General features: G+C 71.5%; 11 protein-coding genes. 6 read left to right on the top strand and 5 right to left on the bottom strand.

Annotation, left to right across the window (positions count from 1 at the left end; translation table 11 throughout):
* Nucleotides 1-999 (top strand): C40 family peptidase, encoded by a 999-nt coding sequence (locus JYK18_RS18075; protein WP_206803146.1) that lies wholly within the window; start codon nt 1-3, stop codon nt 997-999.
* Between the two features lie 10 nt (nt 1000-1009).
* The gene (locus JYK18_RS18080; RefSeq protein ID WP_206803147.1) at nt 1010-2464 is read left to right on the top strand and encodes a hypothetical protein; all 1455 of its coding nucleotides are present in this window, start codon (nt 1010-1012) and stop codon (nt 2462-2464) included.
* Between the two features lies 1 nt (nt 2465).
* On the opposite strand, the gene JYK18_RS18085 is transcribed toward JYK18_RS18080, so the two are convergent.
* Nucleotides 2466-3566, bottom strand: a complete 1101-nt coding sequence (locus tag JYK18_RS18085) for a chitinase (protein WP_206803148.1) — start codon at nt 3564-3566, stop codon at nt 2466-2468.
* A gap of 126 nt (nt 3567-3692) precedes the next feature.
* Here JYK18_RS18085 and JYK18_RS18090 point away from each other — a divergent pair, with 126 nt between their 5' ends.
* The 3 genes from JYK18_RS18090 to JYK18_RS18100 are packed head-to-tail and all read left to right on the top strand — an operon-like array spanning nt 3693 to nt 6150.
* A complete protein-coding gene (locus JYK18_RS18090) occupies nt 3693-3890 on the top strand; it encodes a hypothetical protein (protein WP_206803149.1) in 198 nt (65 codons plus the stop codon).
* A 60-nt stretch (nt 3891-3950) separates the two neighbouring features.
* Complete coding sequence (locus tag JYK18_RS18095) at nt 3951-5357, top strand: RNB domain-containing ribonuclease (protein WP_206804314.1); 1407 nt, start codon at nt 3951-3953, stop codon at nt 5355-5357.
* Between the two features lie 10 nt (nt 5358-5367).
* Nucleotides 5368-6150, top strand: a complete 783-nt coding sequence (locus JYK18_RS18100) for a helical backbone metal receptor (RefSeq protein ID WP_206804315.1) — start codon at nt 5368-5370, stop codon at nt 6148-6150.
* On the opposite strand, the gene JYK18_RS18105 is transcribed toward JYK18_RS18100, so the two are convergent.
* Both JYK18_RS18105 and gabT read right to left on the bottom strand, forming a co-directional pair.
* Nucleotides 6107-7516: an aldehyde dehydrogenase family protein gene (locus JYK18_RS18105; RefSeq protein ID WP_206803150.1), complete on the bottom strand. Its 1410-nt coding sequence runs from the start codon at nt 7514-7516 to the stop codon at nt 6107-6109. The genes JYK18_RS18100 and JYK18_RS18105 overlap by 44 nt on opposite strands.
* Nucleotides 7513-8835, bottom strand: a complete 1323-nt coding sequence (gabT, locus tag JYK18_RS18110; protein ID WP_206803151.1) for a 4-aminobutyrate--2-oxoglutarate transaminase — start codon at nt 8833-8835, stop codon at nt 7513-7515. The genes JYK18_RS18105 and gabT overlap by 4 nt, the downstream gene beginning before the upstream one ends.
* Before the next feature lie 74 nt (nt 8836-8909).
* Between gabT and JYK18_RS46750 the strand changes: the two genes are divergently transcribed.
* A complete protein-coding gene (locus tag JYK18_RS46750; RefSeq protein ID WP_242579231.1) occupies nt 8910-10862 on the top strand; it encodes a PucR family transcriptional regulator in 1953 nt (650 codons plus the stop codon).
* An 11-nt stretch (nt 10863-10873) separates the two neighbouring features.
* Here the strand turns inward: JYK18_RS46750 and pip are convergent, their stop codons facing one another.
* Both pip and panB read right to left on the bottom strand, forming a co-directional pair.
* On the bottom strand, nt 10874-11827 hold the full coding sequence (gene pip / locus JYK18_RS18130) for a prolyl aminopeptidase (RefSeq protein ID WP_206803152.1): 954 nt from the start codon (nt 11825-11827) through the stop codon (nt 10874-10876).
* Between the two features lie 285 nt (nt 11828-12112).
* Nucleotides 12113-12988, bottom strand: a complete 876-nt coding sequence (panB, locus tag JYK18_RS18135) for a 3-methyl-2-oxobutanoate hydroxymethyltransferase (RefSeq protein WP_206803153.1) — start codon at nt 12986-12988, stop codon at nt 12113-12115.
* Nucleotides 12989-13137: the final 149 nt, after the last annotated feature.

Below are 13137 nucleotides of genomic sequence, written 5' to 3' on the forward strand. Positions count from 1 at the left end.
GTGAAGATCGGCGTGCTCGTCGGAGTGCTGGTCACCGTGTTGTTCGCCGCCGTGGTCACCGCGGGCACCGTCGCCGTGGTGGTGGACAACCAGCAGGAGCAGCAGGCGCTCGGCGTGGTCAACCTCAGCTGCGACGCGGCGATCGGCCCGAGCCAGCCGGGGCAGCAGGGCAAGGGCGCGGCGGACGCGGCCAACCTGAAGGACGAGCAGCTGCAGATCGTCACGCTGATCATCACCATCGGCAAGCAGCGGCAGCTGTCGCCGCGCGCGTGGCAGATCGCCATCCAGGCCGGGATGACCGAATCGGGCCTGCGCAACCTGAACTACGGTGACCGCGACTCGCTGGGCATCTTCCAGATGCGGCCGTCGATGGGCTGGGGCACGGTCGCGCAGGTGACTGATCCGCCGTACCAGGTCAACAAGTTCTACGACGTGCTGCTCGCGGTGAAGGGCTGGGAGACGATGCGCCCCGGCGAGGCGGCGCAGGCGGTCGAGCGCTCGGGGTTCCCGGACCGGTACCACAAGTGGGAACCGATGGCCGTGCACCTGGTGGAGAACGTCGGCGAGGTGGTCGACGCCGCGGGCTGCGGTGAGGGCACCGGCGCGGTGCTGCCGCCGAGCCAGACCGCGGCCAAGGCGATCGAATTCGCCTTGGGGGAACAGGGAAAGCCGTACGTGTGGGGGGCGACCGGGCCGAACTCGTACGACTGCTCGGGGCTGATGCTGCGGGCCTACGAGGCGGCCGGCGTCACCCTGCCGAGGGTTTCGCGGGACCAGTACAAGGCGGGCGCGATGCTGCCGGTGGAGCAGGCCCAGCCGGGTGACCTGCTGTTCTGGGCGTACGACCCGTCGAACCCGAAGACCATTCACCACGTGGCGATGTACCTGGGGGATGGGAAGATGGTGGAGGCGCAGCAGAGCGGCGTCCCGGTGCACACCAGGAAGGTCTCCTGGGACGAAGGCGAGCTCGTCGCGCAGGCGGTCCGGCCTGGTGTTTAAGGAGTAGTGGGTGGCGAAGAAGTTCGGCAAGCGCGGCAAGAAGAAGGGCGCCCCGGAGGACCCGAGGAACATGTTCGGGCCGCCGATGCCGCGCCGCGGCGGGCCGCCCGCGTCGAGCACCCCGCTCGCCGATTTCCTCGACCGGGGCCCGATTCCCGGGGTGGACGAGGGGTATGTGGTGCTGCCGCGGTCCCTCGCGGAGGGCATGTCGTTGCCGTGGCAGCAGCAGACGGTGGAGCTGCTGTCGCAGTTCCACGGCACGCACCGCGGGTTGTCGTGGCCGATCTACCGGGTGACGCCGTCGCGGTACGAGCGGCTGGTCGATCTGGACGAGGAGCAGCTCGCGGAGGCGGGCTACCTGGTCGAGATCGATATGGACGGGGACCTGGTCTACCGCGAGCGGAGCGGCAGGCGGGTGGAGAACCCGGAAAGCACGACGGTGCTGGTGGCCACCTTGGACCCGATCGTGCGGCAGCGGCCGCCCGCGCGGCCGCGGCCGGAGGCCCCGGTGGAAGGCGCCTCGCGAGCGCCGGTGCCGATGAACCTGCCCCCTGCGCCGGTCTGGCGCACGACCCCGGCGAAGGCGGACTCGGGCGCGCCGCCGCTGCCGGTGCCGGAGCCGTCGAAGAACGTCGCGCCCGCCCCCACGCGGGAGGCACCGGCTCAGGCGCCACCCGCCGCTGCGCAGCAGGCCGCCTCCCAAACGCCGCCAGCCTCGGCCGAGTCGCCGGTGCCGCCCGCCGCGGCGCCCCAGGTATCGCCCGCCGCAGCGCAGCAGGTATCGCCCGCCGCAGCGCAGCAGGCCGCTTCCCAGATGCCGCCTGCCCCGGCCGAGTCGCAAGTGCCACCTGCCTCGGCGCCTCAGGTGCCGCCCGCCCAGGCGCAGCATCAAACGCCAGCCGAGGCTCCGAAGGCACCACCGGTACCGATCGGCTTCTCGCAGCCCGCCCCGCCAACCCAACCCGAGCCCTCAGCCCAGCCCGAGCCCTCAGCCCAGCTGCCCACCCGGCCCGAGCCCTCAACCCAGCCGCAGCCGCCCACCCAGTCCGAGTCGCCAGCCCATCCCGAGCAGCGAACCCACCCCGAGACCTCAGCCCACCCCGGGCCGCCAGCCCAGCCGAAGCCCCCGGTCAATCCGCCGCTCGCACCCGGCGAGACCGCCGTCTCCACCTCCGGGCAGCTCCCGGCGATCCCGCCCGTCTCGGCCCGGCCGGTCACCGATCTCGACGAGCCCTTCGCCGTGCCCTCGCACACCACCGAACACGCCACCGAACACAACACCGACAACACCGACGACACCGACACCCCGCCCCGCGGCCTCCGCCTCCCGGTCGACGACCGCGGCTGGTTCGACGAGCTGCCCGACTCGGCCTCGGCCGCCTCCTCCTCGGAACCACCCCAGGAGGAAGCGACCTTCGGCCCCAGCGGCGACCCGACCGAGATCCCCTACCGCTACCGCAAGTAGCTCACCGGGGCAGCTTCGCCCGGTGCGCCTTCGAGAACTCCTGGCCGGTGAACTTGTCCCAGTTGATCGACCACGACATCAGCCCGCGCAGGTTCGGGTACACGCCGCGCGGCTTGTACGTGCCGCAGCCCTGCGCCTTCATCAGGCAGTCCAGCGACTTGTGCACCTCGGCCACCGGGGTGAACCCGTTGCCCGCATAGGAGTTGGCAGGCAACCCGAAGGCGACCTGGTCCTGGCGCAGCGGCGGGAACGGGTTCGCCGCGTTGCCCTCGATCGGGAACCCGGCCAGCACCATGTCGGTCATCGCGGTGTGGAAGTCCGCCACGCCCATCGTGTGGTACTGGTTGTCCAGCCCCATGATCGGCCCGGAGTTGTAGTCCTGGACGTGCAGCAGCGTCAGGCTGTCCCGCATCGCGTGGATCACCGGCAGGTACGCCGCCGCGCGCGGATCGGCGCCACCCCACTGGCCGCTGCCGTAGAACTGGTACCCCAGCTGCACGAAGAACGTCTCCGGCGCCATGGTCAGCACGAACTCCGCGCCGTAGCGGGCTTTCAGCGACTTCAGTGCGGAGATCAGGTTGACGATCACCGGGGTGGTCGGGCTGGCCAGCGTGCGGTCGCCGGGGTTCAGCGACAGCGAGTGCCCCTCGAAGTCGATGTCCAGCCCGTCGAGGCCGTACTTGTCGATGATCGCCGCGACCGAGCTGACGAACTTGTCGCGGGCGGCGGTGGTGCTCAGCTGGACCTGGCCGTTCTGTCCGCCGATCGAGATCAGCACCTTCTTGCCCTGCGCCTGCTTCGCCTTGATCGCCTGGGTGAACGCGGCCTCGCTCTCCACGTTCGGGCACTCTGCCGCGGGGCACAGCGAGAACCGCAGGTCACCCGAGGTGACCGAGGTCGGCTCGGCGAAGGCGAGGTTGATGATGTCCCATTCATCCGGAACGTCCTGCATCCGCACGTAACCGGAGCCGTTGGCGAAGCTGGCGTGCAGGTACCCGACCAGCACGTGCTTCGGGAGCGCGGCCGAAGCCGTGCCGGGTGCCACCAAGAGCAGCGCGAGCATCGGCAGCAGCGCCGACAACGCCGTGAACAGTCGTCTCATCCGGGCCTCCCGAAGGCTGGTGACGCAGGTCACCCTAAATTGGACTAGACCAATGGGAGACTTGTCAAGTGGTCTGGACCAGTTGGCGGGGTCGCGCGAGCGCGCCGGAGGTGCCAGGCTCGGGGCATGGCGAAGGATCCGAACCCAGACCCCGGCTGGTACTACAACACCAGGACCAACGAGGTGGAGCACCTGGAGCGGGCGCGCTCGGTCGACCTGCTCGGCCCGTACCCCGACGAGGCGACCGCCCGGCGCGCGCTGGACATCGCCCGCGAGCGCACCAAGGCGGCCGACGCCGCCGACCGCGACTGGGACGAGGACTGACCCCCGCGAAGAGCCCGGATCAGGCCTTGCTCGGGTTAGGGTCGTGTGGTGGCCCCTGTAGTGCTAGGCACGCACCCGGCCGGTGGTGACTTCGGCCGGCTGCGCACCGAGTTCGCGCTGCCCGGCGGGTTCGGCGCCGACGTGCTGGCCGAGGCCGAAGCCGCGGTGATGGACCCGCTGCAGCTCGACGGCGACCGCGAGGACGCCACCGGCCTGCCGCTGGTCACCATCGACCCGCCCGGGTCGAAGGACCTCGACCAGGCGCTGCTGGTCGAACGCCGTCCCCGCGGCTTCCGCGTGCACTACGCCATCGCCGACCTGGCCGCCTTCGTCGCGCCCGGCGGCCCGATCGACCGCGAGGCCCGCCGCCGCGGCCAGACCCTGTACCTGCCCGACGGCAACGTGCCGCTGCACCCGCCCGTGCTCTCCGAGGACGCGGCGAGCCTGCTGCCTGGCGAAACCCGCCGCGCGGTGCTCTGGACGATCGACACCGACGCCGACGGCGAGCCGCTCTCGGTCCACGTGCGCCGCGCGCTGGTCCGGTCCACCGAGCAGTTCGACTACGAGACCGTCCAGGCCGCCGCCGACGCGGGCCGCGTGCACCCGTCCATCGAGGCCCTCCCCGTGCTCGGCCGCCTCCGCCGCGAGCTGGCCGTGCACCGCGGCGCGCTGGAACTCCAGCTCCCCGAGCAGGAGGTCAGCGCCGACGAGGAGGGGAACTGGCGGCTGACTCGCCGCCCCCGCACCGACGTCGACGCGTGGAACGCCGAGATCTCCCTGCTCACCGGCATGAGCGCGGCGCGGATCATGATCGACGCCGGCGTCGGCGTCCTCCGCACGCTGCCCAAGGCCGAGCCGGACGCGGTGAGCTGGCTGCGCCGCTCGGCCCGCGCGCTGGGCATCGACTGGCCCGCCGAGGCCGGGGTCGCCGAACTGCTGTCCACTCTGGACCCCCGGCAGCCGGAGTCGCTGGCGCTCTACGCCGACACCACGCGCCTGCTGCGCGGCGCCGGGTACACCGCCTTCGACGGCACCGCGCCCGAGGTCAGCACCCATGCGGGCATCGGCGGCCCGTACGCGCACGTCACCGCGCCGATCCGGCGGCTGGTGGACCGGTTCGCCACCGAGATCTGCCTCGCGGTGACCGCGGACCGCCCGGTGCCGGATTGGGTGCGTGAGGCGCTGGGCCGGGTGCCCGAGCTGATGAGCGCGTCGGACACGCTGGCGGCCAGGGTCGAACGCGCCTGCGTGGACCAGGTCGAGGCGTGGATACTGGCCGACCGCATCGGCGACACCTTCGGCGCGGTGGTGCTGCGTGCCGAGGAGACCAGGGCCGAGGTGCTGCTGGAGGAGCCGCCGGTGCTCGCCAAGAGCAGCGGCGAGGGCTTCACCGAGGGCGCGCGGGTGACCATCCGGCTGACCTCGGTGGACGTGGACAAGCGCAAGGTGAGCTTCGAGCGGGTGTGAGCGCATGCGGATGACCGATGACCTCGGCGAGGACGTGCCGCTGACCGGTGCGCCGGACCGGATCGTCTCGATGGTGCCGTCGCTGACCGAGGCGGTGGCGGTGAGCGCACCGGGCGTGCTGGTCGGCGTCACCGACTACTGCACGCACCCGCCGGGGCTGGACCTGCCGCGCATCGGCGGCTCGAAGTACCCGAAGGTGGACCGGATCCTCGACCTGCGCCCGGACCTGGTGCTGGCCAACGCCGAGGAGAGCCGCCCGGAGGATGTGGAACGCTTGCGCGCCAACGGGATTCCGGTGTGGGTGATGGCCGCCGCGGCGACCGTGCCCGCCGCGCTCGGCTCGTTGCGCCGCCTGCTCACCCAGGGCCTCGAACTCGACGAGCCGGACTGGCTGGTGCGCGCCGAGGACCTGTGGCGCGACACCCCGCCGGTGCGCGCCAAGGCGGTCGTGCCGGTGTGGCGCAAGCCGTGGGTGGTGCTCGGCCGCGAGACCTTCGGCGGTGACGTGCTGCGCCGCCTCGGCGTGGAGCTGACCTACGCGGACCACGAGGACCGCTACCCGCGCCCGTCGCTGGACGAGCTGCGCGAGCAGTTCACGAGCGGCGCGGCGGACCTGCTGGTGCTGCCCGACGAGCCCTACCTGTTCACCGACGAGGACGGGCCGGAGGCCTTTCCCGGAGTGCCGTACGTGCTGGTCTCCGGGCGGTTCCTGACCTGGTACGGCCCGTCGCTCGTCGAGGCGCACACGGCTACAGCGGCAGCCCTGTCAGCACGGTTACCCGCTCTTCCGTGAAGTCGAGCATGGCCGCGGCCGGACCTTCGCGCCCGACGCCGGAGTCCTTCACCCCGCCGTAGGGCATCTGGTCGGCGCGGAAGCTCGGCACGTCACCGATCACCACGCCGCCGACGTCGAGGCGCGCGGCGGCTTCGAACGCGGTGGGCAGGTCGCGGGTGAAGACGCCGGTCTGCAGGCCGAAGCGCGAGTCGTTGACCCGCTCGAACGCCTCTTCCACGGAGTCGACGCGGTTGAGCGTGACCACCGGGCCGAACACCTCGTCGGCGAGCACCTTCGCGTCCTCGGCCACGTTGGTCAGCACGGTCGGGGACAGCGTCGCGCCGTCGCGGGTGACGTCGCCGCCCGCCTCGCGGACCCAGGCCTCGACCCGTTCGGCGGCGGCCGTGTTGATCAGCGGGCCGACGTCGGTGCGGTCGTCGTTCGGGTCGCCGACGCCCAGCGCCGACACCGCGGCGGTGACCTTCTCCACCAGCTCGTCGAACACCTCGGCGTGCGCGTAGACGCGCTGCACCGAGATGCACGACTGCCCGGCCTGGTACATCGCGAAGGTGGCGATGCGCTGCGCGGCGAACTCCAGGTCCGTCCAATCAGGACAGACGATGGCCGCGGCGTTGCCGCCGAGTTCGAGCGCGACGTGCTTGCGCGGCGCGCTTTCCCGGATGCCCCAGCCCACCGGCACGGAACCGGTGAACGAGACCACCGGCAGCCGGGGGTCGGTGACCAGCCGCGCGGCCACGTCGTTGCCCGCGGGCAGGATCGACCAGCTGCCGACGGGCAGCGTGGTCTCGGCGAGCAGTTCACCGAGCAGCAGCGCGGTGAGCGGGGTGGCGGGCGCGGGCTTGAGCACGATCGGCGCGCCGACCGCGATGGCCGGGGCGACCTTGTGCGCCACCAGGTTCAGCGGGAAGTTGAACGGGGTGATGCCGAGGATCGGGCCCTTCGGCACGCGCCGCACGAGCGCCATCCGGCCGGTGCCGCCGGGATCGGTGTCGAGCCGCTGCAGTTCGCCGGTGAAGCGGCGGGCTTCCTCGGCGGCCCAGCGGAAGGTCGACGCCGCGCGGGCGACCTCACCGCGTGACCACTTGATCGGCTTGGCCGATTCCGCGGTGATCAGGCGGGCGAACTCCTCGGCGCGTTCGGTCAGCTGCCGGGACACGTGGTCGAGCGCGGTCGCGCGCACGTGGGCCGGTGTGCGCGCGGTCTCGTCCCGCGCGTCGTGGGCCGCTTGGACGGCGGCGTCGACTTCGGCGTCGCCCGGCACGTGGTGCTCGCCGGCGGTGGAGCCGTCGTATGAGCTGCGGATCGTGGTGGTTTCGCCGCTGTGGACGGGTTTTCCGGCGATCCAGAAGGGGAAGGTGGTCATTTTCCGGCCTCCGTGAGGATGGCCTGCTCCAGGACGGAAAGGCCCTCGTCGAGCAGTGCGGGGGAGAGGGACAACGGCGGCAGCAGCCGCACGACGTTGCCGTAGGTGCCGCAGGTCAGCACCACCACGCCGGCCGCGTGGCAGGCCTTCGCGATGCGGCCGGTCAGCGCCGCGTCCGGCTTGCCGCCGGTGACGAACTCGGCGGCGAGCATGGCGCCCCGGCCGCGGACGTCGCCGATGACGCCGGTGCGTTCGCCGATCGCGCGCAGCCGGGGCAGCACGGTCTCGGCGATGCCGCGGGCGGCCAAGTCCAGGCGCTCGGCGCGCAGGGTCTCGATCGAGCCGAGCGCGGCGGCGCAGGCGATCGGGTTGCCGCCGTAGGTGCCGCCGAGGCCGCCGGACGGCACCGCGTCCATCAGCTCCGCGCGCCCGGTGACGGCGGCGAGCGGCAGGCCGCCGGCGATGCCCTTCGCGGTGGCGATGAGGTCCGGCACCACGTTCTCGTGGTTGGACGCGAACCAGTCGCCGGTGCGGCAGAAGCCGGTCTGCACCTCGTCGGCGACGAAGACCACGCCGTTGCGCGCGCACCAGTCGGAGAGGGCGGGGAGGAAGCCGGGTGCGGGCTCGATGAAGCCGCCCTCGCCCTGGATCGGTTCGAGCACCACGGCGGCGACCTGGTCCCCGCCGATCTGCTTCTCGATCCGGTCGATGGCGGCGGCCGCGGCCTCGGGGCCGGTCAGGCCGTCGCGGTAGGGGTAGGAGCCGGGGACGCGGTAGACCTCGGGGGCGAAGGGGCCGAAGCCGTGCTTGTACGGGACGGACTTCGCGGTCAGCGCCATGGTCAGGTTGGTGCGGCCGTGGTAGGCGTGGTCGAACACCACGACGGCCTGGCGGCCGGTGGCGGCGCGGGCGATCTTGACCGCGTTCTCGACGGCTTCGGCGCCGGAGTTGAAGAGGACCGAGCGCTTGGCGTGGTCGCCGGGGGTGAGGTCCTGGAGTTCCTCGCACACCCGGACGTAGCCCTCGTACGGAGTAACCATGAAACACGTGTGGGTGAACTCGGCAGCCTGCGCGCGGACGCGGTCGACCACGGCGGGGGCGTTGTGGCCGACGTTGGTGACCGCGATGCCGGAGCCGAGGTCGATCAGGGTGTTGCCGTCGGCGTCGGTGAGCAGGCCGCCATCGGCGGAGGTGATGTAGACGGGCAGCACCGAGCCGACGCCCGCGGCGACCGCGTCGGCGCGGCGTTGCTGCAGGGCGCGGGAGGCCGGGCCGGGGATTTCGGTCAGCAGCCTGCGCTGCGTGGTCTGGGCGGTCATGGCTTCAGGATGCGGTGGGGGGCTGGTTTGGTCAGGTGCCAGTTTGGACATCGGGAGCGGTAAGATTCGCCAACATGGCACTTTCGCTCGGTTCGCTGGCTGCTGCTGAAGGCCTGCCCGTCCTGGCGGGCTCGGGCGGCTTGGGGCGGGTGATCGGCTGGGTGCACCCGACGGAACTGGTGGACCCCACCGCCTTCCTCGACGGCGGCGAACTCCTCCTGACCACGGGACTGGCTTTCGAACTCGAGGCTGCCGCCCCAACCACAGCCGACGACTCCGCCTCGACTTTGGCTGCGGCCGCCGATTCTGCCTCCGCGCTGGCCGCGGTTGGTGAACCTGCGTCCGCTTCGGGCGCCGCTGGCGATCTTTCGCCCGCTTCAGGCACGGCCGATGATCTTGCGTCCGCATTGGGGAAGGCTGGTGATCCTTCGTCGACTTCGGGCGCGGCTGGTGATCCTGCGGCCGCCACGGGGGCGGCTGGTGATTCTGGGTCGGCTTCCGGTGCGGCTGGCGGTCCTTCGTCCGCTACGGGGGCGGTCGGTGGGCTTTCGTCGGCGCGGGGTGTGGCTGGTGGTCCCGGGGTGGCGGCCTCTGCGGCATATGAGGCCTATGTGGAGCGGCTGGCGCAGGCTGGGGTGGCCGGAATCGGGTTCGGGAGCGGGGTGATCCACGATCAGGTGCCGCCGGGCCTGGTCGCCGCCGCGGAAGCCGCCGGGTTGCCGTTGCTGGAGGTGCCGCACGAGGTGCCGTTCATCGCGATCACCAAGGCGGTTTCGGCAGCGGTGGCGGCCGACGAGTACGCCACCGTCGTGCGGACCGGGCGCGGCCAGCAGGAACTGACCAGGGCGGCGGTCGGCCGGGGCGGGCCGGGCGCGGTGGTGCGCCGCCTGTCTCGGCTGGTCGACGGGTGGGTGCTGTTGCTGGACTCGGGCACTCCGGTGGAAGGCGTCCCCGGCACGGGCACCCCGGTGGAGGCCTTCCCCGCCTCGGCGCGCACGCATGCGGCTGCGCTCGACGTCTCGGGTTTGCGGGGAACGCGGGGCACCCGGCTCGCATCGGGGGATGAGGTCGTTCTGCACTCGCTGGACTCGCGGACGGTGCTCGCCGTGGGGCGCGAGGTGGAGCTGGACGCGGCGGAGCAGTTCATCGTGAACACGGCGGCGTCGCTGCTTTCGCTTGCGCTGCAACGAAACCGGGAACAGAGCGGGGTGCTCGGTCAGTTGCGTTCGGGCTTGTTCGACCTGCTGCTGGCCGACGAAGACCTCGCGGTGGCGACGATCCGGAGGCTGTGGCCCGCCATGCCGGAGCCGCCCTGGCGGATCGCGGTCGTGGTGGGCTCCGGGGCCGCCAGGCGCGCTTTCGCCGAGGCTTTGGGGGAGGCGTTCTGCGTGGTGCGGGACTCGGATGTAGTGGTGGTCGCGCCGGAGGTCGAGGCGGTGGAGGCACTGGTGCGTCGGCTTGGGCTGCACGGTGGGATTTCTTCTGCCGGTGGCAACCCAGCCGCCGTCGGCGGGTCCGGTAGCTCTGCCAGCTCAGCGGCCGTTGCCAGCCCCCGTAGCTCTGCCCGCTCGGCTGCCGCTGGCTCGGCTGCCGCCGCTGGCTCGGCTGAGGCTGCCGGCTCGGCGGGGGCTGCTGGCTCGGCCTCCGGTGGCGGAGAGCGGGCCGTTGGTGCGGCTACTGCGCTTCGGCAGGCTGTGCGGGTGGCGCAGGCTGCTCGCGCCCAGCATCAGCCCTGGCTTGGGTTTGACGAGTACACCGGCTCTGGGTTGTTGGCACTGCTTCCGAAAGAGAGCGGTGCTCTCTTTGCGGATGCGGTGCTCTCGCCGTTGAGCGGTGATCTTGTGGAGGCGCTTCGCTGTTGGATTGAGGAGCATGGCCACTACGACGCCGCCGCCACCCGGCTGAACATTCATCGGCACACTCTTCGCAAGCGTTTGCGCAAAGTGGAAGAGTTGACGGGGCGGAGCCTTGCTTCGCCTGGCACCCGCGCGGAGTTTTGGGTGGCGCTGGCCATCGCTGGGCGGTGACCCAAGCAAGCTCACCGAAAGCGGTCCGTAGCCGCCCTCAGCCCGGCCAGGACGCCCAGGTCGTTCACCGCATGCCCAGCCGTGTTCAGCAGGTGCAGCTCCGAACCCGGCCAAGCCTGGTGCAACTCCCAAGCCGTCGTCGGCGGGCACACCACGTCGTACCGCCCCTGCACCAGCACCCCCGGAATCCCGCTCAACTTCGCCGCGTCCCGAATCAACTGTCCATCATCGAGCCACGCGCCATGACTGAAGTAGTGCAAAGCGATCCGCGCGAAGGACAGCGCGAACCCCGGCCGGCTGTAGTTCTGCAGATAACTCGGCTGCGGCACCAGCGAGACGATCGCGCCTTCCCAAGCGCTCCAAGCGATCGCCGCGGCCTCGCGCACCCCGCGCTCCGGGTGGTAAACGAGCCGGTGGTACGCCGCCAGCGGATCATCCCGCGAAGCCTCCGCGAGCGGCGCGAGGTAAGCACCCCAAGCATCCGGGTAAAGCCGCGAAGCGCCGTCGCGGTAAATCCAGTCCAGTTCGCTTTGCCGCGCTGTGAACACCCCGCGCAACACGATCTCGCTGACCCGCCCCGGATGCGTTTCGGCATACGCGAGCGCGAGCGTCGCCCCCCACGAACCGCCGAAAACCTGCCACCGGTCGATCCCCAGGTGCGCGCGCAACAGCTCCAGATCGGCCACCAGGTGCCAGGTCGTGTTCGCCGACAGGTTCACCTCGGGCTCGGTGATGCTCGGCGTGCTGCGCCCCGAACCACGTTGGTCGAACTGCACGATCAAGTACGCCGACGGGTCGAAATGCCTGCGGGACAACGGAGTCAGCCCGCTACCCGGCCCGCCGTGCAGCACCACCACCGGTTTGCCGTCCGGATTGCCGGAGGTTTCCCAGTGCACCAGGTGCCCGTCGCCGACCTCGAGCAGTCCGGTCCGGAACGGCTCGATCGCCGGGTACAGCTCATCCATGCGCACCACTGTGCCTCATGCGCGGGCACAGCGGTGCGCACGGACGGAAGGTGGGGGCTCGCTCCCGCCGCCAGACTGAACGAGCCCCCGGTCCGGGGGGATTTCAGGGAGCGAGGACCCGGCGAAGGGCACGGGATGAGCCCGAGATGTCTGTGTTCGCGGCGCGCGGTACGCGCATCGTTTCCTCCTCGTCGAGGACCCGTGGCGGCGGTGGGTAAACGCTAAGCCACGGACTGAATACAGTCAAGCATGTGACCTGCATTCATATACCTGAACGACGAGGGCTCAGTGGAAGGAGTGCTCCGGACCGGGGAACTCGCCGCGCCGCACGTCCTCGGCGAAGGCGGTGGCCGCCGACGAGAGCGCACCCGCCACATCCGCGTACCGCTTCACGAAGCGCGGCGCCTTGCCCCGCCGCAATCCCGCCATGTCCTGCCACACCAGCACCTGCGCGTCGCAGTCCGGACCCGCGCCGATGCCGATGGTCGGGATGCGCAGCGAGTGCGTGACCTGCTTGGCCGCCTCCGCCGGCACCATCTCCATCACCACCGAGAACGCCCCGGCCTCCTGCAGCGCCAGCGCGTCGGCGACCAGTTCCTCCCCGGCCGCGCCACGCCCCTGCACGCGGTACCCGCCCAGGTTGTGCTCGCTCTGCGGGGTGAACCCGATGTGTCCCATCACCGGCACCCCGGCCGAGGTCAGCGCCTCCACGTGCGGCGCGAACTTCCGCCCGCCCTCCAGCTTCACCGCGTGCGCGCGGCCCTCCTTCATGAACCGGACCGCGGTCGCCAGCGCCTGCTCCGGGGACAGCTGGTACGAGCCGAACGGCAGGTCGGCCACCACGAGCGCGTACTTCACCGCCCTGGTCACGCCGCGCACCAGCGGCAGCAGCTCGTCCACCGTCACCGGGAGCGAGGTGTCGTAGCCGAACACGTTGTTGGCCGCGGAATCACCGACGAGCAGCACTGGGATCCCGGCTTCGTCGAACAGCTCCGCGGTGTACATGTCGTAGGCGGTGAGCATCGGCCACGCCTCGCCGCGCTCCTTCAGCTCCCGCAGGTGGTGCACGCGGACCTTCCTGCGCGGCGCGGCTTCCCTGGCCGAAGGACCGGAGCCGTACGGTGCGGCCAGTTCGCCGCCATCAGTGCCGGGGGCAGACATCGTCGTCGACCGTCCCTTCGCTCGTGGACCCGGTTCCGGGTGGATGAACCAGCCTGACACCACGCCCGGGCGCCCCCAAGCGGGCTGCGACCAGCTTCACACCGGTACCGTCGGGCCGCTACCGGCGGATCCCCCGTTCGACGGAAGGA

The sequence above is a fragment of the Amycolatopsis sp. 195334CR genome (assembly GCF_017309385.1).
Taxonomy (GTDB): Bacteria; Actinomycetota; Actinomycetes; order Mycobacteriales; family Pseudonocardiaceae; genus Amycolatopsis.

Bases quoted from the DNA above. Each gene is read 5' to 3' on its own strand.
- JYK18_RS18085 (WP_206803148.1), bottom strand. From the start codon at position 3,566: ATGAGACGACTGTTCACGGCGTTGTCGGCGCTGCTGCCGATGCTCGCG.
- JYK18_RS18090 (WP_206803149.1), top strand. From the start codon at position 3,693: ATGGCGAAGGATCCGAACCCAGACCCCGGCTGGTACTACAACACCAGG.
- JYK18_RS18100 (WP_206804315.1), top strand. From the start codon at position 5,368: ATGACCGATGACCTCGGCGAGGACGTGCCGCTGACCGGTGCGCCGGAC.
- JYK18_RS18105 (WP_206803150.1), bottom strand. From the start codon at position 7,516: ATGACCACCTTCCCCTTCTGGATCGCCGGAAAACCCGTCCACAGCGGC.
- gabT (WP_206803151.1), bottom strand. From the start codon at position 8,835: ATGACCGCCCAGACCACGCAGCGCAGGCTGCTGACCGAAATCCCCGGC.
- JYK18_RS46750 (WP_242579231.1), top strand. From the start codon at position 8,910: ATGGCACTTTCGCTCGGTTCGCTGGCTGCTGCTGAAGGCCTGCCCGTC.
- pip (WP_206803152.1), bottom strand. From the start codon at position 11,827: ATGGATGAGCTGTACCCGGCGATCGAGCCGTTCCGGACCGGACTGCTC.
- panB (WP_206803153.1), bottom strand. From the start codon at position 12,988: ATGTCTGCCCCCGGCACTGATGGCGGCGAACTGGCCGCACCGTACGGC.